The following is a 25,163-nucleotide window of genomic DNA, read 5'->3' on the forward strand; positions in this document are numbered from 1 at the left end:
TCAAATTCTTCCAAATTGATGCTCCAAATCTTTGCGCCGAAGAAGAATGGAAACCGGCCTGCCATGCGGGCAGTAGCGGATATCTTCTTTTTCCAGGCGCTCGACAAGGGCAATGAGTTCCTCTGGGGAGCTTTCGTCCCCCGCTTTTACCGCCGCACGGCAGGCAATGTTGTGGTAAAGCCAGTCAAGCTTTTCCGTAAGAATGCTGGTGCGGTGCTCAGCCAGATAACCGGCCATTTCCTCAACAGCAGACTGCAGATCTTCCTGCAGCATGACCGGCGCGCTGCGTACTAAAATTGTGCCGGGGCCAAAATCTTCAATGGCAAAGCCCGCTTTGGCAAGCAGTTCTGTATGCTCTAGGACCGCCGAATACTCTTCTTTAGAAAGCGTGACCGTCACGGGCGAAAGCAGCATCTGCTGCGGCAGAGAATCGGTCTGCTCTTTGAGCTGCTCATAGAGCATGCGCTCGTGCGCAGCATGCTTGTCAATAATCCGTATCGTGTCTTCTCCCTGCTGTACCAAAATGTAGGTACCGAAAGCCTCGCCAATCAGCTTTTCTTCTTCCGACTGCGGCGCAGCCAGCAAAACAGGCAGCTCATCTTTCTGCGCAGCAGGCTCTGCCACGCTCGGCGAATTCTGTATTTTGCCGGCAGGCGGCACTTCCCGCGCTCTCTCTTCCGTTTTTTGTAACGGCTTCTGCAGCGGTTCAAAATCCGTAAAGGAAACGCTGTCGTGCACCTGTGGCGCTGCAGGAAAAATGATCTGCTGCGGCACAGCGGGCGCTTGCTGCAAAAAAGGCTTTGTCTGCTGCGGTTTTAGTTTTAAGATGCTTGGGGTATCTTCCTGCTGTAACGCTGTCTTAACGCCATGATATACTGCCTCGAAAACCGGCTTCTCATTCAGGAAGCGAATCTCCATTTTGCTGGGATGTACATTGACATCTACAGCTGAAAAAGCCAGCTGCATATGCAGCACACAGGCCGGAAACCGCCCAACCATCAGGCTGCCTTTAAAGGCTTCTTCCAGTGCAACCATCGCGGTGCGTGAGCGGACATAGCGGCCATTTAAAAAGAAATTCTGCATGCTGCGATTGGGGCGGGAAGCAACCGGCTTGCTGATGTAGCCCCATACCTTTACCCCATTCAATTCATAGCACACCGGAATCAGCCCCTGCGTAAATTCACGACCAAACACCGCGAATACCGCATTTTTCAGCTTGCTGTCACCGGGAGTATGCAGCGTTTCCTTGCCATCGCGCAGAAAGCGGAAAGCAATTTCGGGGTGTGCAAGTGCCTCATGGTCAACAACACCGGAAACAGCGTTTCCCTCTGTCACATCTTTTTTCAGAAATTTCATACGGGCAGGTGTATTGTAAAACAGATCACGGACAACAATGGTGGTACCCACAGCACAGCCGGCATCTGTACAGGATTCTTCATCGCCACCGGAAATCAGGTAGCGGGTACCCGCCAGTTCATCTGCTGTACGCGTCAGCAGCTCGACATGCGACACCGCAGCAATCGAAGCCAGCGCTTCACCGCGAAAGCCAAGGGTACGAATATCGGAAAGGTCCTCTTGTTTCTGTACTTTGCTGGTTGCGTGGCGCAAAAAGGCAAGCGGCACGTCTGCCCGCGCAATACCGCAACCGTTATCGGAAACGCGCAGAAACGGAATGCCACCGTGCTGAATCTCAACTGTTACGGCCGCAGCGCCGGCATCTACCGTATTTTCCACCAGTTCTTTTGCGACAGAAGCAGGGCGCTCGACCACCTCACCTGCAGCAATCAACTCAGCAATGTGTTTATCCAGCACGTGAATTTTTGACATTTGAGTACCCCTTCCTTAAAAAATGCAGGTGCAAAATCAACCGTCGAAAGAATCTGACGACAAAAGCTGCGCACCCAATTCCCCGCGGGACTGTGCACGGGCGCATGCGGCAAAAGAAGCCTCTGTCTGCAAGCGGCGGCACATCTCCCGCCTAGCTGCTTCACTATGCAGCAGGGTCAGATACTGCGGCAGCTTTGCCTGTGCCAGTTCCATGCGGTCAAGGGACGCTGCAAGGCAGCGCTCATGCTTTGCACTGTAACCGAAAATGCTCCAAACACGTACAGTGCCAAAATGATCCAGCATATCGGCGTCCTGCACCAAATGAAGCGCCGCGCTGCGGCCGTCGCCGGGACGGCGGTCATCATGCACCGCAATGATTTCTTCCGCCTCTTGAAGCAGCGCTGTATCTACTCTGCCGCTGAGCAGCTGATGCGTGCGCGCCGCGCCGACTGGACCATGAATGGCATGTGGGGCGCTATCGTGTGCAACGTCATGAAAAAGGCCAGCGAGATACAGAAGAGAATCCATCTGTGGCAGAGCGCCAGTTTCTTTGCGCAGAGCGACCGCTAAATGCGCTGTGCGCACACAGTGGTCAGCTGTCCAAATGCCGCGCCCGGCGCTGTCTTTTTGACCGGACAGTTCTGCGCGAAGGAGCGCCTCCAGCTCAGCCGGCCGCATTATTTTGTTTCTCCTGCGGCAGGGACATTTCCATACAGTAATACTTCGGTATAAAGCCAAGTTTTTTATACAGATGAATTGCCGCTGTGTTAAAGCTCCATACTTTGAGTTCAATCTGATGCAGATGCTGCTTTACAGCATTTGCGCGGGCCGCATTCAATAAAGCTTCGCCGATTCCCATCTGGCGGTACTCCTGTTTGACAAATAAGTTTTCAACGATACCGACCTCGTGTGGCGTACAGATGCCGTCTTTTCCGTCAAATTGTTTCGTTTTCAGGACGCAGTACCCCGCGGTGCAGCCATTGTAAAGTGCCAAAAGGGCGCTGCCTGCTGTCAGCATTTGCACAAAATCAGCGTAAGAATACGAATGGAACGGAAGAAACTGGTCTGGCCGAGCCTGCGCGTGAAGATTCTGAATACCGACAAGCATCGGCTCTACTTCAGAAAAGTCTTCATCTACAATCGGCCGAATCTGAATCGGCATGTTTCTTTTCTCCTTTAACAAGCTTGGAAAGCGCAAAGAGCTGATTCATACACTCAATCGGCGTTAAGGTATTCACATCAATGGTTCGCAGGCATTCAAGTGCCTCTTTTTCACCGGGGGGTGTTAAAGTCAGCTGCAGCGGTTCTTCTTCTGTGCTGGTTTTCTGTGGTGCAGGCTTTTGTGGCAGAGCCGCCGGCGACTTCGTGATTTTTGCAAGGATCTGCTTTGCGCGCCGGATAACCTTATTGGGCACACCGGCGAGCTTTGCAACCTCAATTCCATAGCTTTCATCTGCGCCGCCGCGTACAATGCGACGCAGAAAAGTGATGTCATCGCCGTGTTTTTTGCAGGCAATATTGTAATTCTTTACGCCGTCCAGCAGATCTTCCAGCACAGTGAGTTCATGGTAGTGGGTTGCAAACAGGGTTTTCGCGCCCAATGTTTTTTTGTCTGCAACATATTCCACTACTGCACGGGCAATGCTCATGCCATCGTATGTAGAAGTGCCGCGGCCGATTTCGTCCAGGATAATTAAACTGTCAGAAGTCGCATTCTTTAAAATCTCGGCCACCTCGGACATTTCCAGCATAAAGGTAGACTGGCCCGCCGCAAGGTCGTCGGAAGCGCCAACCCGCGTAAAGATGGCATCGGTAATACCGACCCGCGCATAAGAAGCCGGCACAAAGCAGCCAATCTGCGCCATAATCGTAATCAGCGCAGCCTGCCGCATATAGGTGGATTTGCCAGCCATATTAGGCCCGGTGATGATGGCAACACGGTTTTTGTCTTTATCCAGTGTAACGTCGTTTGGCACAAACGGTGCATCCAGCAGCGCCTCAACAACCGGGTGGCGGCTGTCGCGCAGCTCCAGCCTGCCGCTCATATCAACAATGGGGCGTGTATACTGGTGCTCAACACTCACTTCAGCGAAAGACAGCAGAACATCCAGCTGCGCAATGGCAACGGCCGTTTTCTGCACACGCTCCATTTCACCGGCGACCTGCCCGCGCACTTTTTCAAAGAGCTGATGCTCCAGCTGAATACTCTTATCGTGTGCACCTAAAATGCGGCCTTCAAGCTGCTTTAATTCCGGCGTGATGTAGCGCTCGCAGTTGGTCAGGGTCTGCTTCCGTATGTAGGTTTCGGGTACCTGATTTTTAAAGGCATTCGGTACTTCAATATAGTACCCGAATACGCGGTTGTAGCCGACTTTCAACTTATTGATGCCCGTCTTTTGGCGTTCATCGGTCTCAATTTTTGCCAGCACCCCGCGGCCGCTGCTCATATCGCCTTTTAAGAGATCAAGTTCATTGCTGAAGCCCGACTTGATAATACCGCCCTCCCGCAGGGAAAACGGCGGCTCCTCTACAATCGCGCGGTCAATAAGGTCCGCAACGTCCTGCAGCGGGTCCAAATGGGCAAGAATACCACACAAAAGCTGAGACTGCACGTCTTTCAGCGCTGTGCGCAGCGGCGGCAAACGGCGCGCAGTGCTTTCCAGTGCACGCAGTTCGCGGCCATTTGCACTGCCGTAAACAATGCGGGACATCACTCGCTCTAAGTCATGCACACCGGAAAGCTGCCCGGCAACAGCGTCACGCAGAACAGGATCTTCGGTCAGCTCCTCCACCGCGTTCAGCCGGCGGCCGATTGCCGCCGGGCTTAAAAGCGGCTGCAAAATCCAACTGCGAATCAAGCGCTTACCCATTGGCGTATGGGTTTTATCCAGTACCCACAAAAGGGAACCGCGCTTTTCCCCGCTGCGCATAGTCTCGGTCAGCTCTAAATTGCGGCGGGCGGTCAGGTCAAGCCGCATATATTGGGCACCGCTGTACATTTGAATCTGCGAAATGCGCTCTACCCCACTGCGCTCGGTCTGCTTGAGGTAAGAAAACAGCGCACTCAAAGCGGCCGTCAGTTCCGGCTTGTCCGCAAGCTGCAAATCTTCCAGTGACTGCTTTTGAAACTGCTGCAAAAGCAGCCTACTGCTTCCTTCGCTGTAAAAAGTGTCGTCCTCTAGAAGCTCTAAAGATGCCGAAAGCCGGTCGTGAATGAACTTTGCCAGTTTTGAAAAATCGAGTACTTCCTGATTAACCAGAATTTCGCTGGGAGAATACCGGGAAAGTTCATTCTGCAGCTGCTCCTGCAAATTCTTGTGAAGCGTGGTCGCGTACAGTTCCCCCGTAGAAATGTCCGCAAAACAGACGCCCGCGGTTTCCCCGCGGACGCAGACCGAACTGATATAGTTGTTGCGGGATTCATCCAGCATGCTGCTTTCCAGCACAGTGCCGGGTGTTACGACACGAATAATGTCACGCTTGACCAGTCCCTTGGCCAAAGCCGGGTCTTCCATCTGCTCGCAGATAGCGACTTTATAGCCCTTTGCGACCAGCTTTGCAAGGTAGGTCTCATAACTGTGAAACGGAACGCCGCACATCGGTGCGCGCTCCTCCTGCCCGCAGTCGCGGCCGGTCAGGGTCAGGTCAAGTTCGCGGGAAACCAGCTTGGCGTCATCGTAAAACATTTCGTAAAAGTCGCCCAGACGGAAAAACAGAATGGTATCCGGGTATTGTTTCTTCATTTCAAAGTACTGCTTCATCATAGGCGAAAGACTTGCCATACTGCGGTTTCCTCCTCGTAAAAATACTTTGCCGGCTTGTGCTTAGTGGCAGCTGCCGCCGCAGGTGGAGCAGTCATGTGTGCAGGGGTTGTAATCCGCTGTGGCGGGGTCAGCACCCTGTGCGCACTGGTTGAGGATACCGTACATGCGGTTGAGCAGGTCCTGCATTTCTTTTTGTGCAACCGTGTACTGTGACATGCTGGGTCTGGCCATAGTCTTGTCATAGGCGGCCTGCAGCTCTGCCTTCATTTGGTTGACTTTTTCTGTATCCTGCGGCTCTTTCTGCATTTCTGCATTTAAGTTCATGCGCAGCAGATTAAAGTTTCCAATCATATCCTGCAGCTCTTTGTCCTGGTCACACTTTGCGGTGGCCTCCTGCAGTCTGGTGTAGCGGGCATCTCCCTGTAAGGTACGGCCAAGGTCTCTGGTTGCGTCGATGATATTCATGTGTGATCTCCTTTAAATAATATAATAAAAAATTTGGTAAACAAATTTGCTTATGGCAGCAGTTCGCCGGTTAAAATCCAGTTGCGAGCTTTTGTGATGCGTACCCTCTGGAACGTGCCGCAAAGGGTCCTTTCCCCCGGAAAATCGACTACAATATTGCCGCCGGTACGGCCGGTCAGCAGGCCGTTTTTAGGATTTCTTTCCTCTACAAGCACACGCTGTACAGTACCTACCGCGGCAGCGCAGCGCTTTGCGGCGATGTGCTCCTGTGTCTGACAAAGCTCGGTAAACCAGCGCGATTTTTCCTCAGCAGGGACCGGGTCCGGCATTTTAGCGGCGCGGGTGCCCTCGCGCGGAGAATAGATAAACGTAAACAGGCTGGTAAAATCGACTTCCTGAATCAATGAAAGCGTATCACAAAATTCCTCGTACGTCTCACCTGGAAAACCAACAATCACGTCACTGGTAAGGCTGATATCAGGCATAACTTTGCGTGCATAGCGCACCAGCTCCAGGTACTGCGCGCGGTCATAGTGGCGGTTCATCTCTTTGAGCACCCGGTCGTTTCCGGACTGAAACGGCAGATGCAGGTGGTGAGCAATGTGCCTGCCGGCGGCCATGGTATCGAGCAGCTCATGCGTACAATCTTTGGGGTGGCTCGTCATAAAGCGGATGCGGTAATCACCGGGCACGGCGTCAAGCATTTGCAGCAGCTTTGCAAAATTAACGCCGCAGCTGCTGTTTTTGCCGTAAGAATTGACATTCTGCCCCAAAAGCGTAATATCTTTGTATCCCTGCGCGACAAGCTGCTGAAATTCCGCCAAAACCGCCTGCGGAGTACGGGAGCGCTCGCGCCCGCGCACATACGGCACAATGCAGTATGAACAGAAATTGTTGCAGCCATACATAATGGTAAGCCAGGCCTTTACTTTGCCGTCACGGTAAGTGGGCAGTCCCTCGGCAATGGTGTGGTCCTGCTCCTCACCGCCGCGCACAAAGACACGTCGGCTGTCCGTAATGCAGGTAAACAAAAGCTTTGGAAAACGGCATATTTGATGGGTACCAAAAAGCATATTGACAAACGGATAACTGTCGTGAATCCGCTTTGCCACATGCTCCTGCTCCATCATGCAGCCGCACAGGGCAATGATCACGCTTGGGTGACGGCGTTTTATATTTTTCAGTGCGCCCACATTGCCAAAGACGCGGTCTTCCGCATGCTCGCGCACAGCGCAGGTATTAAATAAAATGAAGTCGGCATCTGCGGGCTGCTGCGTAAAGGAAAAGCCCATACGGGCAAGCATTCCTTTGATTTTTTCGCTGTCGGCAACATTCTGCTGGCAGCCATAGGTGTGCACAAAAGCAAGCGGAACTTCGCCGCGCTTTCGCACCTGCATAATCTGCCGCAGTTGCGCAATATACTTCCGCTCTTCCTCAAGCGGTATAAGAAGCTGTTCTGACAAAGGCAGAGCCCCCTGTTCTAATTCATGAGTCTTTTTATTATAACACATTTTCCATAAAAACAAAACGACAGAATTTGATAATCTGCGTTTTAGCCTCTGCTGCAGGCAAAGCTGGTAAAATAGAAACAGGCTGCTTCTGTAAAAAGAAACAGCCTGTCCTTGTTTATGTAAAAATCAAATTTTTCTCCACGTGGAAAAATCAGCATAGGAAACATCCAGAGCACACCCGCCGCTGCTGACATCGGCGCCATCCCACGCGCCACCGGTCTCTGGAAACTCACTCTGCCAAATGCTGCAGGTCTTGTCTGGTGCAGTCAGCCCTGGTCGTGCATACCAGAGAAGATAATCAGAAAGCTCGCTTGGAATAATGTAATTTTCGTACCAGTCTTTATTTACATAATACCCCGAAAGGTACCCGGCATTTTTCACACCGGCGCATACTGTTTTTGTAATCTGCGTCAGGGTCTCATTGCTCGGCATACCATTTTTCTCTCTGTAGTAATCCGCATCTTCCATATCAATAAAGACTGGAAAATCGGGTTTTTTACCGTTAAGCAGACGCAGAACATGCGCCAGCTCACTTTGTGCGTCATCTACTGTCAGTGCATAGCTGTAAAGATAGGTGCCCCAACGAATACCCAGGCGCTCGCATTCCGAAATATTTCTTTCAAATTGCTTGTCATCATGGCTTGTAGTGTCCGAACCATAGCCACAGCGCAGAATAGCGAACTGCAGTCCATCAGCCTTGGCTTTTTCCCAATCGACGATGCCGTTATGTTCGCTGACATCGATCCCTTTGAGATAAACCGCAGTGCTGTTTTGAATAATTGCAACTTTGCAGCGCTTTACTTTCTGCTGCTCCGGCAGCTGTGTGTAAATATCCGTCGTTAAGCCTGCACTGCCAACTGCCTTGATTTTATAGTAGTACACATCATGCCCGTTTTCTACGGTCTGTTTGATGCTGGTATTTTTAAAAGCTGCTGTGCTGATACTGAAAGTCGGGCTGAGTCCCCGCGGACCGATCACTTCAAAACGAAATGTGTATTCCCTGCCCTCATAAACAGAGAAATTGTAATCCGTATCGCCTTTGATACTAGCCGGCTTTATTGTGACCGTGCAGCGCTTTACCTTCTGCTGCCCCGGCAGCTGCGTGGAAATATCTGCCTGCTGCTCTTCGCTGCCGACCGCCTTGATTTTGTAATAATACACGTCACGGCCGTTTTCTACGGTCTGTTTGGTGCTGGTGTTTTGGAACGCCGCACTGCTGATACTGAAAGCCGGGTTAAGTCCCCGCGGACCGACAACCTCAAAGCGGAATGTGTACTCGCTGTTCTGATACATTGAAAAATTATAATCCGTATCGCCTTTGATACTAGCCGGCTTTATTGTGACCGTGCAGCGCTTTACCTTCTGCTGCCCCGGCAGCTGCGTGGAAATATCTGCCTGCTGCTCTTCGCTGCCGACCGCCTTGATTTTGTAATAATACACGTCACGGCCGTTTTCTACGGTCTGTTTGGTGCTGGTGCTTTGGAACGCCGCACTGCTGATACTGAAAGCCGGGTTAAGTCCCCGCGGACCGACAACCTCAAAGCGGAATGTGTACTCGCTGTTCTGATACATTGAAAAATTATAATCCGTATCGCCTTTGATACTAGCCGGCTTTATTGTGACCGTGCAGCGCTTTACCTTCTGCTGCCCCGGCAGCTGCGTGGAAATATCTGCCTGCTGCTCTTCGCTGCCGACCGCCTTGATTTTGTAATAATACACGTCACGGCCGTTTTCTACGGTCTGTTTGGTGCTGGTGTTTTGGAACGCCGCACTGCTGATACTGAAAGCCGGGTTAAGTCCCCGCGGACCGACAACCTCAAAGCGGAATGTGTACTCGCTGTTCTGATACATTGAAAAATTATAATCCGTATCGCCTTTGATACTAGCCGGCTTTATTGTGACCGTGCAGCGCTTTACCTTCTGCTGCCCCGGCAGCTGTGTGTAAATATCCGTCGTTAAGCCTGCACTGCCAACTGCCTTGATTTTATAGTAGTACACATCATGCCCGTTTTCTACGGTCTGTTTGATGCTGGTATTTTTAAAAGCTGCTGTGCTGATACTGAAAGTCGGGCTGAGTCCCCGCGGACCGATCACTTCAAAACGAAATGTGTATTCCCTGCCCTCATAAACAGAGAAATTGTAATCCGTATCGCCTTTGATACTAGCGGTTGCTGCAAAAGTTTCCGCCTTTGGTACAGGAGCTGTGGAAGAAGCTGCAGCTTTCTGAGAGGGAACTGTCTCTGCCTGCTGGCTTGCTGTTGATGAAGCAGATGAAACAGTACTCTCAGTCATTTTAGCTTCCTGTGAGCTGGAAACCGCAGCAGATGATGTACTGCTGCTTTTGGAGAAACTGTCATCTGCCGCACTGGCCGGCAGGACTGCTGCAAAAAGCATTGCGCTTAAAGTAAAGGCCAGCGCCAGTTTTTTGAAAAGGTTGCTCAAGATTTCGTCATCTCCTAAATTAAATTCTGCTGTTTTGTGCGCTCATTATAACATTTTCACAATTTTTATACAATATTAGACAGAAAAAGAGCTATAAATTATTGTTGTGCATAAAAAATCCGGTGGGAACATGTCCCGCCGGATTTATATACAGAAATTTTAATTTTAATCTTCGCCAAAAAACTTTTTGTGAATTACAGAAACAGCGCGGTCTGCGTCGTCTGCATTAATGAGCACAGAAATCTTAATTTCGCTGGTGGAAATCATTTGAATATTGATATCAGACTCAAACAGTGCCTCAAACATATCAGAAGCAACACCCGGGTGCGACTCCATACCAGCACCAACAATACTGACCTTTGCCACATGGTCATCATGAGTAACAGCAGAAGCGCCGATCATATCGACATACGGGTTGAGCAGGTCTGTTGCTTCCTGCAGGCTGTTTTTCGGAATGGTAAAGCTGATATCTTTTGTGCCATTGCGGCCGACTGACTGCAGAATAATATCAACGTTAATATTTTTTGCGGCCAGCTTTGTAAAGATTTTAAAAGCAAGGCCCGGGCGGTCTGGCACGCCAATAATGGAGATGCGCGCAATGTCGTCATCCTTTGCAACGCCGCTGATCAACATTTTCTCTACATGGCTGGTTTCTCTTACAATGGTTCCCGGTTCGTTTGTCATACTGGAAAGCACCTCCAACTCAATTCCATACTTTTTTGCAAGCTCTACAGAGCGATTGTTCAGCACCTGTGCACCCAAAGTTGCCAATTCAAGCATTTCATCATACGAAATAAATGCCAGCTTCTTCGCATTTTTTACCTTGCGCGGGTCAGCTGTAAAAACGCCCTCGACATCTGTGAAAATCTGGCACAGGTCTGCATGCAAGGCCGCCGCAAGGGCCACTGCACTGGTGTCGCTGCCGCCGCGGCCCAAGGTTGTCATATCGTCATAGCGGTTAATGCCCTGAAAACCCGCAACAATGACAATATGTTTTTTATCAAGTTCATTATGAATGCGCTGCGGCTTAATCCGATGAATACGGGCACTGCCATATGCAGTACTGGTAAAGAATCCCGCCTGCCAGCCTAAGAGCGAAATGACCGGAAAGCCGAGTTTTTCAATCGCCATAGCCAAAAGTGATGCACTAATCTGCTCACCGGCGGTCAAAAGCATATCTTTTTCGCGCTTGCTCGCATGCGGATTGATTTCATCCGCTTTTGCAAGCAGGTCGTCCGTGGTATCCCCCTGTGCAGAAACAACCGCAACCACCTGATTGCCAGCCTTATAGGTATTGGTGATAATTTCTGCCACATGGCGGACACGCTGCGCATTTGCCACGGAGCTGCCGCCAAATTTCTGTACAATGAGACTCATACCGTTCCACCCTCCATCTCTTTTGTCGGAACTTACTCAATAAAAATCTGCGCACCATTCGGCTCTGTGGTCAACAGTTTTACCTGCCAGCCATCCAGCTCTTTTTCGGCAAGCCGCGTCCGGGCGGACTTGGCGAAAGACTCTGCCTCTTCCGTTTTTACCATGGAAAGAATCGTGGGACCCGCGCCGCTGACACAGGTACCCAGCGTGCCAAGCTCGTAGCTCATGCGGCAGATGTCATTATAATTGGCGATCAGGCCGCAACGGTAGGGCTGATGAATCCGGTCCTGCACAGCGACCCGCAGATTTTCGAGATTGCCTGAAAAAAGCGATGCCGTCATCAAAGCAGAGCGGGAAAGATTGTAGACCGCATCCGCGCGAGAATAGCTTTCCGGCAAAACAGAGCGCGCCTTTTCCGTTTTCAATTCAAACGGCGGAATAAAAACGACAAAACGAATTTTTTCCGAAACAGGCACACTGACACTGTAAACCTTTTCCCCTTCGATTGCTGAAGCAACCAGCCCGCCCTCGATAGCGGGAGCAACATTGTCGGGGTGACCCTCGATTTTCGTTGCAAGCGACACCAAATCGGTGCGGCTGAGCGGGCGACCCAGCAGACGGTTTGCACCCAAAATACCCGCTACGATGCAGGCTGAGCTGCTGCCCAAGCCGCGGGCCATCGGGATGTTGTTGAGCTGCACAATTTTTAAGCCCGGCAGCTTTTTGCCGCACTGCTCATACAGGCGACTGGCGGCCCAATAAATCAGGTTATGTTCATCCAGCGGCACCTCAACATCATCTTTACAGGAAATATCGATGCTGTCGGATTCCTCCATCCAGACCTGATTGTACAGATTGAGCGCAATGCCCAAAGAATCAAAACCGGAACCAAGGTTTGCACTGGTTGCCGGCACCTGAATACGTATCATAGTCAACTTCTCCTGAGAGGTATTTACAAGTTAAATAATTGTTTTAATAATTTTATTACATATCGCCTATGCGAATGCGGCTATCGACAGAAATTCCTTTTTCTTTCATTTGCAGCAGGCATTCGTCACATTTCTTTTCCTGCAGCTGCTCCGTGACAAAAGCAAATTCATCTTCGGGGGCATCTGTGCGGTACAGGCGGGCCGCACCCGGGAACAGGGCTTCCACTTCTTCAAAAGCGGCATCCGGGTCTTTGGCACGTGCGCGAATATAGAACTTGCGGGACGCCTCACGGTAATCCACGACATAGTCCGGCGAACCATCGGACCAGTAAAGATATTTACGCGCTTTCAAGTGCTTGACGCAGTCAATAACATCGGCGACAACCGCGCTGGCAGTTGGCATTTTGCCGGCGCCCTTTCCGTAAAACACAATGTCGCCGGTAATATCGCCGCGCACCATAATGCCATTAAATACGTCATCTACATTGGCAAGCTGACTGTCGTGCTGGATAAACATCGGACAGACAATGAGGTCGACTTTTCCATTGTCAGTATGTCTTGCCTCACCAATCAGCTTGACCACGCCGCCCCAGTTCTGCGCATACTTTACATCTGCCAAAGTAATATGGGTAATGCCCTCGGTATGCACCTGCTGTGGATACACATGTTTGCCATATGCCAAAGATGCAAGAATGCAAATCTTGCGGCAGGCATCGTCGCCCTCAATGTCAGCGGTAGGGTCACGCTCGGCATAGCCAAGGCGCTGGGCATCTGCCAACGCGTCTTTAAAGGGAACGCCTTCCTGAAACATTTTTGTAAGAATGTAATTTGTCGTGCCATTAAGAATACCGGCAATGCCCACCACAACATTAGCTGCCAAGCACTGGCTCATCGGCCGGATAATGGGAATACCGCCGCCGACGCTTGCCTCAAACAGAAAGTTGACATTGTGGTCTTTTGCCACCTGCAGCAGGTCAGCGCCTTTGGCAGCGACCAGTTCTTTATTGGAAGTGACTACGCTTTTGCCTGCCTGCAGACAGCGGCGAACATAGGAATATGCGGGGTCCAGCCCGCCCATCACTTCAACGACAATACGAATTTCAGGGTCATTGAGAATCTGGTCAAAAGACTGTGTAAAAGTGCCCATCATGGGCGGTTCCGGGTAATCGTGGCGTACAAGAATATATTTTACATGGATCTGCTCATGTGCATGCATAGTAAGCCCTTTAGCATGCTGGGTAAGGACCTGTACCACGCCAGTCCCCACGACACCGTAACCCATGACTGCAATTTCGACCATATTCAGCACTCCCCCACCAACTGCATTTTTGGGACAAACTTTTCTTTACAAAGCGAATCTATTATAAATCCGGCTGTAAGACATCAGCCAAGATATTTACATGGACGCTTTATCAGTTTAACATGTTTTTTTGCATCTTTCAACCGTTTCTTATTCTTTTACGCGTTTTTCCTGCCCAAGCGGCGGGAATGCATGAAAGCAGAGTGGCAGCAAAATGCAAAAACACTTTACTGCCGCTCTGCCAAAAGCCAAAATTATGCGATTTTTTTAGAGCCCGTGGTATTTCCCTGCGGGGCTGAAGAGGCAGACTGTGAATTAGCAGGCGTCTGAGAAGCCGCACTTGTCTGAGACTGTGTGGAATTACCGGAAGAAGCCGAGCCGTCACCGGCATTTCCCTGACCGGAAGAGGAAGTGGTCGTATCGCCCCCTGCCGATTGCGAATCTGTGCCCGTACCAGAATCCGTGCCTGTTCCGCTGTCGGCAGCATACGCATGGTCTGCATTGCAGATCTGCGGCAAATTATTTTTATCATAATAGCCCGTTTGTGTATCCGGACAGTTGCTGCTTGCCAAAAGACCAGACTGCGGACAATAGGATTTTTCAACCATATCCTGGTCAAATGCATAGTCTTTATTGGTCTTGGTGGCAAGGTATGCTTTGAAAATGCCACGCCAAATCGCCTTGGAATAATGTGTATCGGACAAGGTCTTTGTCTTGCCATAACCTGTCCATACGGCGCCGGTGGCATAGGGCGAGCAACCGACAAACCAGCTGTTTACGTCTTTATCTGTAGTGCCGGTCTTGCCGACAATATCCCAGCCGTCAATATCAGCAGCTGTACCGGTTCCCTCTGTGACAACGGCACGCAGCAGGCGGTTCATAATAGACGCAGAAACAGAACTAATTGCCTGTGTCGGTGTCTCCGTTGTATTGTCAATAATGGTATTTCCATTATGGTCCAAAACTTTGTAAAAAGTATAAGGCTGATAATATTTTCCGCCATTACCGAAGATCTCATAGGCAGCAGCCATATTCAGCACAGTAACACCCTGTGTCTGGCCGCCAAGGGCCATGTTGCCCAAAAGCTGGCTGTCTTCCTGTGTCAAGCAGTTGGAAAAGCCTAATTTGCCGACCATAAAATTATAACTCTGCAAAGTTCCATAAGCTTTGCAGACCTGTACGGCCGCACAGTTGTAGGAATGCTCCAATGCTTCTTTCACAGTGACATTTCCGTGTAGCACCGATGACTGGGTGTCGGAACTGTAGTTGTTTGGTCCGGCAGTTCCGTTGGAGAAGTAATTCGGCACTTTTTCATCTTTTACCAGTGAAGAATACGTAATCTGGCCCTTATCCAAAGCCGGCGCATAAGTGGAAATCGGCTTGACAGAAGAACCTGACTGGAACTTCAGCATCGTAGCGTAAGAGTTGAGCAGATTTCCTGTCTTTTCACTGCGGCTGCCCACGGTTGCAAGCACTCTGCCGTCATAGCCGACCGCACAGAAGCCTGTCTGCACCTGCTGGTCGTCGCTGAGTACACCGCTTTTCAGAATATAATTCTGTGCGGTTTTTTGAAAATCCTGGTCCTCTGCAGAATAGATCTTTAAACCAGAACTGTAAATCATATTGCTGGCGGTACTTGCCGAGCAGCTGTACTTTTTCATCAGTGCACTCTGCACATCACGGATAACCGCCTCTGTATACCAATCCCATACCTGGCTTGTATCCGTTGCCGTTTTACCGACAAAGGTCATATTCTTACTTTCCTGCATAGCCTGGTTGTACTGGGCATCCGTAATCATTTTCTGGTCGTGCATGGCGGTCAGCACCGTCTGCTGGCGGGCGCGGTTGTTGTCTTTATGCACCAGCGGCGTGTATTTGGCTGGATTCTGCGTAATGCCGGCGATTGCCGCGCACTGCGCCAAATCACAATTTTCAATGTTTTTACCGAAATACAAATTTGCAGCCGCCTGCACACCCTGCGTACCAGAACCAAACGGCACACAATTTAGGTACGCCTCTAAAATCTGCTCTTTGCTGTATTTCTTTTCAAGGTTGATCGCACGGAAGATTTCCTTGACTTTACGAGTCAGGCTGACTTCATTTTCCTGTGTCAGGTTTTTAATCAGCTGCTGCGTAATGGTAGAACCGCCGTAATTCTCTGTGCCGCCCACCAGATTGAGCATAGCGCCGCCCGTGCGCTTCCAGTCGACACCCTTATGCTCCCAAAAGCGCTTGTCCTCAATGGCGACCATAGCATCTTTCATGTACTTGGGAATCTTGTTGTAATCTACCCACGTGCGCTGCTCGCCACTGTGCAGAGAGAGCTTCTGCACAGGCTGGTCTTTGTTGTCATTGGTGCCATTGACATAGAGGTAACTAGTATAAGTCTGCTTATAAGTAGTTAAGTCTACCTTTACTTCTTCATCTTTCATACTAAAAATAAAAGAAACAAGAGAGATGCCTACAATCAGCATAGTAATCAACAAAATTGCCAAAATTGTAAGCAGCACTTTGCCAATGATTCGGAAAACCGAGGCACCGGTCGCCGAGGCAGAGCGGTCTTGCATCTGCCCGTCGATAAAACTGGTATCCCTTTCCGTCTTTTTCATACTGCTTTCCTCCATTGCTGCAAAGAGCGCAAAATCCGCTTTGCGTACCCGCGGCATTCTTTGCCGGGAGAACCCCGAAAAGAAAAATGTATAAATTACCAAAAAATGCACAAAATACAGCAGAGGTGATAGCTGTGAAAAAGCTAAACACAGCCTTGCTGATGTGTGCAGTTGCCCTGGCTGCTGTACTGGTGGTATCCCTTTCTGTTGCAGTTGTCGGCAGAGAAACAGAAAAGACACCCTCAAGCACGTCTGTTTATTCTAGCTCAAATCCACTCTCAAGTCAAGGCAGCACTGCAGGGCAGGCCTCTTTGGGGTCTGCTGCCTCCGGTGTGCAAAAGCAGGCGCTCTACCTGGTAAAAACCTATAATGGAAAAATCGGGATTTTCCGGGTTGGCGAAACAAAGCCGTTCCGCGTGCTGGAAGTAGAAACAGCGTCTCTGCCACCGGCCGACCAGGAACTGCTGCGAAGCGGCATTTCCGTACAGAGCACGCAGGAGCTGCAGTCAGTAATTGAGGACTACGTAAGCTAACGGCACTAGTTTTATGTAAAAGGGGCGCTGCACCGCACGGCGCAGCGCCCCAAAAGGATCAAGTTTTATTTCATGTTTTCTTCGTAAGACTTGATCATTTTTTTGACCATCTGGCCGCCAATGCTGCCAGCTTCGCGGCTGGTAAGGTCGCCGTTATAGCCCTCTTTCAGGTTGACGCCAACCTCAGAGGCCGCCTCCATTTTAAACTTGTCCAATGCTGCGCGTGCCTCGGGAACGACCAAGTTGTTGCTGCTCTGAGAAGAACTGTTAGCCATTTCAATACACTCCTTTTTCTAGTGAAAGCTTTTTGCGTTTGCATTCACTAGTGTATGATTAAGAGCGCTGTTTATAGCTGTCAATTTCAGCCGAAAGCGTGAATTTTTGACTGTTTTCTATATAAAAGAATGCTATTTTGCATCTTTCGCGGCAGCTGAAATTATAATTTTGCAGCTCGTGTTCTGCACAGCAGGCAATGCAGACCGCCAAGGACAGCCTCCCTCAAAAAAGCAGAGCAGTCGGTATTTTTTACCGCTGCTCTGTTTTTTATGCTTCTGCTTTTTTACTATCCTCTACCGCCAGCAGGTCGGTCTTATCTGCATGGCCGGAATAGGTGGGAACCAAGCGGTGCACAACATTGATCATCTGACCATTGTCGACACCCGCAACAGAGCGCAGCTCTTCCAAATCGGAAAGGAAGCTGTTTTCATTAAAACGAATCGGCGTACCAATGTAAATCAGGTTATGCTCTGTCTTTTTGCACGTGCCCTCAGCATCCAGCAAAAGCTCTTCGTAAAGCTTTTCGCCGGGGCGCAGGCCTGTGTACACAATTTTAATATCCACATCCGGCTCATACCCGGAAAGACGAATCAAATTGCGCGCCAAATCGACAATTTTAACAGGCTGGCCCATATCCAGCACAAAGATTTCGCCGCCATGCGCCATGCCGCCCGCCTGAATAACCAGACGCGCCGCCTCTGGAATCGTCATGAAATAGCGGATAATATCCGGATGCGTAACTGTAACCGGCCCGCCCGCGGCGATTTCGCGCTTAAACAGTGGAATAACACTGCCGTTGCTGCCTAATACATTGCCAAAACGCACCGCCGCATACTCAGTGTGATTGCTGTGCCGGCTCATGTACTGAATAATCAGCTCACAGATACGCTTTGTTGCGCCCATGATATTGGTGGGATTTACCGCCTTATCTGTAGAAATCAGCACCATGCGCTTGACAGAATACTTATCGCAGGCCTGTGCAACATTTAACGTACCAAAGACGTTGTTCTTAACTGCCTCGCCGGGACTCAGCTCCATAAGCGGCACGTGCTTATGCGCAGCCGCATGAAAAACAACGTCCGGCTGATATACGCGCATGACGTGCTCGACACGCGCTTTGTCGCGGACAGAACCAATAATAACCTCAAGGTCCAGCTTATCGCCATACTTAATTTTTAATTCATTCTGCAGGTCGTAAGCATTATTTTCATAAATATCGAATACAACGATTTTCGCCGGGTGAAAGTGCGCAATTTGCCGGCAAAGTTCGCTGCCGATAGAACCGCCGCCGCCTGTCACCAAGATGGTCTTTCCAGTCAGGTAGCCGCTGATTTCCTCTGTATTCAGGCGGATTTCATCACGGCCGAGCAGATCAGTAATATCGACATCGTGCACCTGCATACTGGCAGGCGTATCTTCGATCATTTCGTAAAGCGCCGGAACAGTTTTCAGCTTGCAGCCGGTGGAGGAGCAGATTTTCATAATTTCCTGCTTATCCTGTCGTGAAACGGAAGACATGGCAAGCAGAATTTCATCGATATTATAGCGGGCAGCCATACGCGGAATGGAATGGCGGCCGCCTACAATTTTAATGCCATTGATACGTGTGCCGCGCTTTTTGGGGTTGTCGTCGATTGCAATAATCGGTGTCCCCTTGCTCTCCGGTGCACTCTTCATATCCTTAATGAGCATGGAACCCATTTCGCCGGCGCCAACAATCATAACACGGCGGAATTCGTCAGACATTTGGTTTGCGCGGTGTGAGCGGCGCAGCCGGTAACCAAACCGCACACTGATGCGGGTAAGACAAACAAAACCAAAAATCAACACATAGGCAAACACATAGATGCCACGCCAGAATTTGCGCACGTCAAACAGCGGGCTTGCAAACCAAACCAGCAAGAAGCAGATGGCCGCCGCCGCAGTGGTGCCGAGGAAAATCTGGAATATTTCATCAATACTGCAGTATTCCCAGCGGGTGTTGTAAAAGCGTGCGACAAAGAAGCAGGCTATGTGAATGAGAATCAGCCACGGAATCCAAAAAGTAAATGTTTCCCAGTTGTAATAATCAAACACGATAGAATCAAAACGTAAAACAAAAGCGAGCCAATAGCCCAAGTAAACAGTCAGGCCATCTGCAATCAGCTGCGGAATCAGGCTCTTCATAGATATATTCCGGAAAATCCGGTTTGCTTGTTTCATATATTTCATTCTCCAATGCAGGCAATATAATTGCAATCTAACGTATTATACCACAATTATTTATTAAATGAAACACAAAAAACCGCTTTTCAGGGTTTCTCCCCCAAAAGCGGTTTTGTCAGCGAAAATTCTTCTTTGAAATAATTTTAAGCGGAGGCCCCTGCAGAAAAATCATGCTGTCCGCAAACTGTTTGGCTTCTTCCAAATTGTGCGTCACCAGCAGTGTAAGCTTCTGCTGGCCCTGCTGGTGCAGAAGCCGCATGCAGGTCCTGCGGTTTTCGGGGTCCAGCGCATGAAACGGCTCGTCCAAGAGCAGCAGTTCCGGGCCAAAAGCCATCGCGCGCGCAAGCGCCACACGCTGCCGCATACCGCCGGAAAGTTCGCTGGGCAGCGCATCTTCACTGCCGGCAAGATTCAATTTTTGCAGCCACTCCCCTGCCTGGCGCAGGTTTTCCTTTCGGCAGCCATGTAAAACCGCCGCAACATTGCGGCGGGCAGTCATCCACGGCAGCAGGCGGTCCTCCTGAAAGACTACAGCAGTCTGCCGCGGCGCGGAAACCGTACCGCTCTGCGGGACTTCCAGACCTGCAAGAAGGCGCAGCAGCGTGGTCTTGCCGCAGCCAGAGGGTCCTAAAAGGCAGACTGTACCACAAGCAGGCAGACAAAGGCTGAAATTCTGCAAAACCTGTGTGCCGTTTTCATAGGTAAAAGACACCTGCCGCAATTCTGTACTCATAAATACCCCCGTGTGTGCAGACGCCTAAGCAGTATCTCAATCAGAGAGGAAATGCCTTTTTCCAGCAGCATACTGAGCAAAACAACCGAAGCAGTCCATACAAACAGGTCCGCTGTTTCAAAGTAGACTTTTGCATCGTAAAGATTGCCGCCGATAGAATTGTGCGTATTTGCGAGCACCTCGGCTGCCACGCCTGCTTTCCACGCCATGCCGAAACCAGTGCGGCAGGCCGCAGAAAAATACGGAACAATCGATGGAAGATAAATTTTTGCAACCGTACGCAGCCTGCCAAAGCGGTAAACCTGCGCCATTTCCAGCAGACTTTTGTCTGTTGCATCGATGCCGTTGGTGACATTCTGCCAAAAAGACGGCAGCACAATCAGAAAAGCCGTAAATGAAGAAATACGTGTAGAAGAGAGCCAGACCAGTGCCAAAAGGATAAATGAAGCGACCGGCGTAGCTTTCATGATACTGACAATCGGATAAAACAAAGCATAGCAAAGCTTGCTGCGGCTTGTCAACGCGGCAAGCAGCGTGCCGCAGACCATTGCCAGTAAAAAGCCCAGCAGAATGCGCAACATGCTGCCGGCAATTGTCTGCCAAAATGCTGCTGTACATGCCAGCTGTATCAAACGGCAGAGGACTGTACCCGGCGAAACCAACAGAATCTCTTGATGCACAGCATCGGCAGCAATCTGCCACACCAGCAGCCACACCGCCGCCGAAAACACGCCGCGCAAAAATCCGGCGCGGCGTGTTCCCTTTGATTTTTGTTTTTTACGGCTGGTAGTAAAGCCCATCATCCGGCAATTTTCCTCCCACTGATTTCGGGTTGTACTGATAAAGCACTTTGAAAAACGGCTGAATTTTTGTTTTCATTTCTGTACCATCCAAGTAGGTAATGCTGCAGTTTGGAATTGCTTTTTCGGCGATGGCAGCAGGCATACCCAGATATTTCTGTGCCAGCTTGCCGGCAGCCGCTGGATTCTGGTTGGTGTAAGTGGTACTTGACTGATATTCCTTCAAGAAAGTGTGCAATGCCTCTTTGTGCTGCTGCGCAAAGTCTTTGCGTACGGCAAGGCAACCCATGGAAAGCACACTGCCATCTTTAACGACCTTGTCCCATTCTTTTGTCAGGTTTAAAGCAGCCTTTGCTGTTTTGCATTTGGTGAGCGTCTGTGTCACAAAAGGTTCTGGCAGCACAGCGATCTTAGCTTTACCGGAAAGCAGGCGGCTGACTACTTCCGCATGCTCGGAAAGATACTCTACTTTTACATCTTTTCCGGGTGTAAGACCATTCTGCTGAAGAATGTAATCAAATGCGTACTCTGGCACGCCGCCCTGTCCGGAAGAATAAACGGTTTTTCCTTTTAAATCCTTTATTGAGGAAACCGTCTCACCGTTTGTAACAATGGAAAGAATCCCCAGGGTGTTGACCGCAAGCATTTGCACATTTCCGGAAGTCTTTTTGTACAGAAGTGCCGCCATATTGGTCGGCATCGCTGCAATATCCGCTTCGCCGGAAGTCAGTTTTGCAACAGCGGCATCTGGTGCGGTGTCCAGCGTAAAATGATAGTCATTCTGCGATTTTGCGTTCTCTGCGTCCTGCATCAGCTTGACCATACCTAAACCGGTAGGGCCTTTCAGAGCATCAATTTTAATGGTTGTCTTTTGTACCGACGACGATGCGGCCGCTGAAGCAGATGCAGCAGAGGACGCCGCTGAACTGCCCGAAGAACTGCCACACCCGGCAGCGCCCACAGCCAGCACAGCTGCCAGCAGCAGCGCTATAAAACGATTCTTAATCTGATTCATTTTCTTCTTCCTCCTCAAAAATTCTCACGACGTACTTTTCCCTGTTGGTGCGTCATGCTCTTCAATATATCCAACAAAAGAAGCCATCTTTTCCCGATTGAGCAGGCGAATCCGGCGGCCGTTCTGTTCCAATAAATCGGCATTTTCCAAGTCATCCAGCGCGCGGTACAGAGAAGCGCGGCTGATTCCCAGCAGGCCGGAAAGACTGGAAAGGCTGCACGGCAGGCAAAGGACACCGTCCTCCCCTACCTGCTGTGCCAAAAGCCACACTACCAGGCGCTGCTGCGCTGTGCCGCCGGAAGCGACCCGCAGCCGCTGCGTAAGAAAAGCGACCCGCCCAGAAAGATAGGCTATGTAATTTTCCGCTATTCTTTCATCTTTTGTAAACAGCTCGCGCAAAAGCGGCAGTGCTAAAAACATAGCAATGCTGGCGCGCTTCGCCCGCATAAGGGAAAGCGGCTCTTCCCTTCTTAAAAAAGTGCCTGCCAAGCCAAAGACATCATTCCGCTGAAAATCATTCATCAAGATCTCTCCGCCGGAAGCGGTGCGCTGATAGGCGCACAGTTCACCAGAACATACCAGACCTACGCAGCGCCACAGAGGCAGCTTCTCCCCCGCTGTAAAAGAGCAGCAGCGGCAGCCGTTGTCCTGAAACGCGGCAGATACTTCCTGCTCAGGGATATTTTCAAAAAGCGGTGCCCTGCGCAGCATTGTAAAAAATCTGTCTTTCTTTTCCAGCTGGAGCATGATACAAAGTCCTTCCGTTTTGTGTTATATGGGACAAATTTCTTTTATAATAATACCGTTTATAACCGTAATTGTCAAGTTTTGTAGGAATATAAGTTTAATTGAAGAGAATCAAAAAAATACCGCCTGCAGGCAAAAGCCCATAGGCGGTACTCATTTTATCTAGACTGGCTATTTTATTCCTGATCGTCTGTATCGGCATCTTCGCTGCCGCTCGGTTCATCTTCGTCATCGTCGACAACGTCGAATTCAAGTACTTCGCCGCAGTTGGGGCATTCCATCTGGCCATCCTCAACAATGTCCTGCGAAAGGCAGATCGTTTCGTGGCAATTCGGGCAGGTTACTTCGTAATAATCGTCCTCATCGCCGTCTTCATCGCAGCACTCATCGTCGTCTTCCTCGTCATCGCCATAGACAAAGCGCTCTAAATTGCCCAAGTCTTCGTCAACTTCGTCCAGCTGGCCCTCAACATCCGTAACGACATCTTCGGTATCAGTTACAGACTCTGAGAGATCCTCCAGCAGGTCAATAATCGCTTTGATAACCTTGACTTCCTTTTTGTTCTCATCCAGTTCCAAGCCCTCGGCCAAACCACGGATATACGCAACTTTTTCGGTGACTGTCATGATAAACCTCCTTTATTGTGACCACTTTTTATATGTGTCTGCAGGCAAAGCTGCCTGACAGCAGTATGGCTTACGCACGCTCCATATATTCACCGGTGCGCGTATCAATGCGGATCATTTCGCCCTCATTGATAAACAGCGGAACCTTGATCTCTGCGCCGGTTTCCAGAGTAGCAGGCTTTGTGGCGTTGGTTGCGGTGTCGCCTTTAAAGCCGGGGTCGGTCTTTGTAATCTGCAGTTCCACGAAAGTAGGAGGCTCTACACCAAAGACATTGTCTTTGTAGGAAAGAATCTTGCAGTCCATATTTTCTTTGACAAACTTAAAGTTGTCACCCAAAATATCTTTGCCGATCGGAATCTGCTCGAAAGTTTCCTTATCCATAAAGTAGTAAAGATCGCCATCGTTGTAAAGATACTGCATATCTTTGCGCTCGATATAGGCAACCGGGTACTTATCGTTGGGGTTAAAAGTACGCTCAACTACCGCGCCAGTAATGACGTTGCGGATTTTTGTGCGGACAAAAGCGGCACCCTTGCCCGGTTTTACATGCTGGAACTCAATAATGGAAACGACCTGACCATCCATTTCGAAGGTCACGCCATTTCTGAAATCACCTGCAGAGATCATCGTATATCCTCCAATTCAAAATAAATGACAATGCTATTTTATTCAGTTTATCGTATTTTCGGCAAGATTTCAAGTTGTTTTGCACGTTTTGCAAAAAGCAGGCCCTACAGCATCTCTTTTAGGGCATACATGGCAAGATAATAGCTGGTCTTGCCAAAACCGGAAATCTGGCCGGCACACACCGGTGCAAGCACACTGATGTGGCGGAAATCTTCACGGGCATAAATATTGCTCATGTGGGTTTCTATAAATGGGACTTCATGCACAGAAGCAATCGCATCTCGCAAAGCATAACTGTAATGCGTAAGCGCGCCGGCATTTAAAATGCAGCCGTCATAACAGCCACGTGCCGCGTGAATCTGGTCGATGAGGTCTCCCTCGTGGTTCGACTGATAGATTGTCAGCTCAAACCCGATAGACTGGGCAAACTGCTGCAGCTCGCGGTTAATGCTCTCTGCTGTTTCGGTGCCGTAAATTCCCTGCTCGCGCACACCAACCATATCCAGGTTTGGCCCAAGCAGAAGCAAAATCTTTTTCTTTGCCAACGAGCGGTCACTCCTTTGGTGAAAGATGACGACCGGTTTCTTTTAGTTTTCGGCGAATTGGGATCTCGCCGCGGCGCCGGCGCAAAAAAGAAGCACTCTCTTCTTTTACGAGTGGCGTAACCAAAATAGACTTGAAGCCGACAACATTTGCACCGATAATATCTGTATAGATCTGGTCACCGACTACCACCGTCTGTGCACGACCGACCCGCAGTTTGTGCAGAGCGCGCAAATAGCCCAACGGCAGAGGCTTCATTGCAAAACAAATATATGGCAGGCCGTACTGCGCCGCAAAGGGCGCTACACGGCTGCGAAAGTTGTTGGAAACAATGATAAGATGAAAGCCCAGACGAGTAAGCTGCTGAGCCCAATCGACTGTACCGGGAAAAGGCCGCTGGCTTTCTGGCGGAGAAAGCGTATTGTCAACATCCAGAATGACTGCCCGCGCCCCAAGGAGCTGCAGCAGCTGCGGCGTAATCTGCGTGACACGGTCAACAGAGCAGGTTGGCATTTTCAGCACCAGAGCAGTCACTCCTTTACGATAAAAAAGCGGGCTATAAGCCCGCTTTCCATGTACCTAAGAAACCGAACGCAAGTATAAGCTTACTTATATCTGCGCTTACGGGCTGCTTCGGATTTTTTCTTCCGCCGGACAGAGGGCTTTTCGTAAGCTTCTCTCTTGCGGACCTCGGCAATGACACCAGAGCGTGCACACTGCTTTTTAAAGCGGCGCAGAGCGCTGTCCAGAGATTCATTGTCCTTTACTCGGACTTCAGCCATGTATTTTCCCTCCCATCCGCCAAAAGGCAGGGGTTATCTGTAATCAATATC

The 25,163-nt window shown here is 50.0% G+C and carries 23 protein-coding genes; 1 reads left to right on the forward strand and 22 read right to left on the reverse strand.

Features of this window, described 5'->3' with window-relative positions; genetic code table 11:
• From mutL to LKE53_05405, 11 genes are all read right to left on the reverse strand, one after another.
• Entirely contained in the window at nucleotides 1–1,827 is a 1,827-nt protein-coding gene (gene mutL / locus LKE53_05355; protein ID MCH3972181.1) for a DNA mismatch repair endonuclease MutL, read from the reverse strand.
• Nucleotides 1,828–1,863: 36 nt separating this feature from the next.
• Nucleotides 1,864–2,505: an HD domain-containing protein gene (locus LKE53_05360; protein ID MCH3972182.1), complete on the reverse strand. Its 642-nt coding sequence runs from the start codon at nucleotides 2,503–2,505 to the stop codon at nucleotides 1,864–1,866.
• Nucleotides 2,492–2,989 carry a GNAT family N-acetyltransferase gene (locus LKE53_05365; protein MCH3972183.1) on the reverse strand — a complete coding sequence of 166 codons (498 nt, stop codon included), beginning with the start codon at nucleotides 2,987–2,989 and terminating at the stop codon, nucleotides 2,492–2,494. The genes LKE53_05360 and LKE53_05365 overlap by 14 nt, the downstream gene beginning before the upstream one ends.
• Nucleotides 2,958–5,609: a DNA mismatch repair protein MutS gene (gene mutS, locus LKE53_05370; protein ID MCH3972184.1), complete on the reverse strand. Its 2,652-nt coding sequence runs from the start codon at nucleotides 5,607–5,609 to the stop codon at nucleotides 2,958–2,960. Before mutS ends, LKE53_05365 begins: the two co-directional genes overlap by 32 nt.
• 42 nt (nucleotides 5,610–5,651) lie before the next feature.
• On the reverse strand, nucleotides 5,652–6,056 hold the full coding sequence (locus LKE53_05375; GenBank protein MCH3972185.1) for a YlbF family regulator: 405 nt from the start codon (nucleotides 6,054–6,056) through the stop codon (nucleotides 5,652–5,654).
• 50 nt (nucleotides 6,057–6,106) lie between these two features.
• Complete coding sequence (gene miaB, locus LKE53_05380; protein ID MCH3972186.1) at nucleotides 6,107–7,519, reverse strand: tRNA (N6-isopentenyl adenosine(37)-C2)-methylthiotransferase MiaB; 1,413 nt, start codon at nucleotides 7,517–7,519, stop codon at nucleotides 6,107–6,109.
• Nucleotides 7,520–7,693: 174 nt separating this feature from the next.
• Nucleotides 7,694–10,009, reverse strand: coding sequence for a glycoside hydrolase family 25 protein (locus LKE53_05385; GenBank protein MCH3972187.1), 2,316 nt, complete (start codon nucleotides 10,007–10,009; stop codon nucleotides 7,694–7,696).
• A 165-nt stretch (nucleotides 10,010–10,174) separates the two neighbouring features.
• Nucleotides 10,175–11,386 (reverse strand): aspartate kinase, encoded by a 1,212-nt coding sequence (locus tag LKE53_05390; protein MCH3972188.1) that lies wholly within the window; start codon nucleotides 11,384–11,386, stop codon nucleotides 10,175–10,177.
• A gap of 32 nt (nucleotides 11,387–11,418) precedes the next feature.
• On the reverse strand, nucleotides 11,419–12,315 hold the full coding sequence (gene thrB, locus LKE53_05395) for a homoserine kinase (protein ID MCH3972189.1): 897 nt from the start codon (nucleotides 12,313–12,315) through the stop codon (nucleotides 11,419–11,421).
• 55 nt (nucleotides 12,316–12,370) lie between these two features.
• Nucleotides 12,371–13,615, reverse strand: coding sequence for a homoserine dehydrogenase (locus LKE53_05400; protein ID MCH3972190.1), 1,245 nt, complete (start codon nucleotides 13,613–13,615; stop codon nucleotides 12,371–12,373).
• Between the two features lie 254 nt (nucleotides 13,616–13,869).
• Entirely contained in the window at nucleotides 13,870–16,224 is a 2,355-nt protein-coding gene (locus tag LKE53_05405) for a transglycosylase domain-containing protein (GenBank protein ID MCH3972191.1), read from the reverse strand.
• Nucleotides 16,225–16,358: 134 nt separating this feature from the next.
• Between LKE53_05405 and LKE53_05410 the strand changes: the two genes are divergently transcribed.
• On the forward strand, nucleotides 16,359–16,757 hold the full coding sequence (locus LKE53_05410) for a BofC C-terminal domain-containing protein (protein ID MCH3972192.1): 399 nt from the start codon (nucleotides 16,359–16,361) through the stop codon (nucleotides 16,755–16,757).
• A 65-nt stretch (nucleotides 16,758–16,822) separates the two neighbouring features.
• Here the strand turns inward: LKE53_05410 and LKE53_05415 are convergent, their stop codons facing one another.
• From LKE53_05415 to rpsU, 11 genes are all read right to left on the reverse strand, one after another.
• Nucleotides 16,823–17,032, reverse strand: coding sequence for an alpha/beta-type small acid-soluble spore protein (locus LKE53_05415; GenBank protein MCH3972193.1), 210 nt, complete (start codon nucleotides 17,030–17,032; stop codon nucleotides 16,823–16,825).
• Nucleotides 17,033–17,300: 268 nt separating this feature from the next.
• The gene (locus LKE53_05420) at nucleotides 17,301–19,235 is read right to left on the reverse strand and encodes a polysaccharide biosynthesis protein (GenBank protein ID MCH3972194.1); all 1,935 of its coding nucleotides are present in this window, start codon (nucleotides 19,233–19,235) and stop codon (nucleotides 17,301–17,303) included.
• Between the two features lie 118 nt (nucleotides 19,236–19,353).
• Complete coding sequence (locus tag LKE53_05425) at nucleotides 19,354–19,971, reverse strand: ATP-binding cassette domain-containing protein (protein ID MCH3972195.1); 618 nt, start codon at nucleotides 19,969–19,971, stop codon at nucleotides 19,354–19,356.
• Nucleotides 19,968–20,774, reverse strand: coding sequence for an ABC transporter permease subunit (locus LKE53_05430; protein MCH3972196.1), 807 nt, complete (start codon nucleotides 20,772–20,774; stop codon nucleotides 19,968–19,970). Before LKE53_05430 ends, LKE53_05425 begins: the two co-directional genes overlap by 4 nt.
• Nucleotides 20,749–21,786, reverse strand: coding sequence for an ABC transporter substrate-binding protein (locus tag LKE53_05435; protein ID MCH3972197.1), 1,038 nt, complete (start codon nucleotides 21,784–21,786; stop codon nucleotides 20,749–20,751). The genes LKE53_05430 and LKE53_05435 overlap by 26 nt, the downstream gene beginning before the upstream one ends.
• Before the next feature lie 24 nt (nucleotides 21,787–21,810).
• On the reverse strand, nucleotides 21,811–22,533 hold the full coding sequence (locus LKE53_05440; protein ID MCH3972198.1) for a Crp/Fnr family transcriptional regulator: 723 nt from the start codon (nucleotides 22,531–22,533) through the stop codon (nucleotides 21,811–21,813).
• A gap of 176 nt (nucleotides 22,534–22,709) precedes the next feature.
• Nucleotides 22,710–23,159: a hypothetical protein gene (locus tag LKE53_05445; protein ID MCH3972199.1), complete on the reverse strand. Its 450-nt coding sequence runs from the start codon at nucleotides 23,157–23,159 to the stop codon at nucleotides 22,710–22,712.
• A 70-nt stretch (nucleotides 23,160–23,229) separates the two neighbouring features.
• Entirely contained in the window at nucleotides 23,230–23,787 is a 558-nt protein-coding gene (gene efp, locus LKE53_05450; GenBank protein MCH3972200.1) for an elongation factor P, read from the reverse strand.
• Between the two features lie 104 nt (nucleotides 23,788–23,891).
• On the reverse strand, nucleotides 23,892–24,332 hold the full coding sequence (gene aroQ / locus LKE53_05455; GenBank protein MCH3972201.1) for a type II 3-dehydroquinate dehydratase: 441 nt from the start codon (nucleotides 24,330–24,332) through the stop codon (nucleotides 23,892–23,894).
• 7 nt (nucleotides 24,333–24,339) lie between these two features.
• Nucleotides 24,340–24,843: a YqeG family HAD IIIA-type phosphatase gene (locus tag LKE53_05460; protein MCH3972202.1), complete on the reverse strand. Its 504-nt coding sequence runs from the start codon at nucleotides 24,841–24,843 to the stop codon at nucleotides 24,340–24,342.
• A gap of 92 nt (nucleotides 24,844–24,935) precedes the next feature.
• Complete coding sequence (gene rpsU, locus LKE53_05465) at nucleotides 24,936–25,112, reverse strand: 30S ribosomal protein S21 (GenBank protein ID MCH3972203.1); 177 nt, start codon at nucleotides 25,110–25,112, stop codon at nucleotides 24,936–24,938.
• Between the last annotated feature and the right edge of the window lie 51 nt (nucleotides 25,113–25,163).

It is taken from the genome of Oscillospiraceae bacterium, from assembly GCA_022483045.1.
Lineage (GTDB): Bacteria > Bacillota > Clostridia > Oscillospirales > Acutalibacteraceae > Caproicibacterium.

Coding starts and splice junctions, on each gene's coding strand:
- LKE53_05375 (MCH3972185.1), bottom strand. CDS start 6,056: ATGAATATCATCGACGCAACCAGAGACCTTGGCCGTACCTTACAGGGA.
- LKE53_05430 (MCH3972196.1), bottom strand. CDS start 20,774: ATGATGGGCTTTACTACCAGCCGTAAAAAACAAAAATCAAAGGGAACA.
- LKE53_05415 (MCH3972193.1), bottom strand. CDS start 17,032: ATGGCTAACAGTTCTTCTCAGAGCAGCAACAACTTGGTCGTTCCCGAG.
- LKE53_05400 (MCH3972190.1), bottom strand. CDS start 13,615: ATGGTCGAAATTGCAGTCATGGGTTACGGTGTCGTGGGGACTGGCGTG.
- rpsU (MCH3972203.1), bottom strand. CDS start 25,112: ATGGCTGAAGTCCGAGTAAAGGACAATGAATCTCTGGACAGCGCTCTG.
- mutL (MCH3972181.1), bottom strand. CDS start 1,827: ATGTCAAAAATTCACGTGCTGGATAAACACATTGCTGAGTTGATTGCT.
- efp (MCH3972200.1), bottom strand. CDS start 23,787: ATGATCTCTGCAGGTGATTTCAGAAATGGCGTGACCTTCGAAATGGAT.
- LKE53_05365 (MCH3972183.1), bottom strand. CDS start 2,989: ATGCCGATTCAGATTCGGCCGATTGTAGATGAAGACTTTTCTGAAGTA.
- LKE53_05445 (MCH3972199.1), bottom strand. CDS start 23,159: ATGACAGTCACCGAAAAAGTTGCGTATATCCGTGGTTTGGCCGAGGGC.
- LKE53_05360 (MCH3972182.1), bottom strand. CDS start 2,505: ATGCGGCCGGCTGAGCTGGAGGCGCTCCTTCGCGCAGAACTGTCCGGT.
- LKE53_05390 (MCH3972188.1), bottom strand. CDS start 11,386: ATGAGTCTCATTGTACAGAAATTTGGCGGCAGCTCCGTGGCAAATGCG.
- LKE53_05405 (MCH3972191.1), bottom strand. CDS start 16,224: ATGAAAAAGACGGAAAGGGATACCAGTTTTATCGACGGGCAGATGCAA.
- LKE53_05425 (MCH3972195.1), bottom strand. CDS start 19,971: ATGAGTACAGAATTGCGGCAGGTGTCTTTTACCTATGAAAACGGCACA.
- LKE53_05440 (MCH3972198.1), bottom strand. CDS start 22,533: ATGCTCCAGCTGGAAAAGAAAGACAGATTTTTTACAATGCTGCGCAGG.
- mutS (MCH3972184.1), bottom strand. CDS start 5,609: ATGGCAAGTCTTTCGCCTATGATGAAGCAGTACTTTGAAATGAAGAAA.
- LKE53_05420 (MCH3972194.1), bottom strand. CDS start 19,235: ATGAAACAAGCAAACCGGATTTTCCGGAATATATCTATGAAGAGCCTG.
- LKE53_05460 (MCH3972202.1), bottom strand. CDS start 24,843: ATGCCAACCTGCTCTGTTGACCGTGTCACGCAGATTACGCCGCAGCTG.
- LKE53_05435 (MCH3972197.1), bottom strand. CDS start 21,786: ATGAATCAGATTAAGAATCGTTTTATAGCGCTGCTGCTGGCAGCTGTG.
- thrB (MCH3972189.1), bottom strand. CDS start 12,315: ATGATACGTATTCAGGTGCCGGCAACCAGTGCAAACCTTGGTTCCGGT.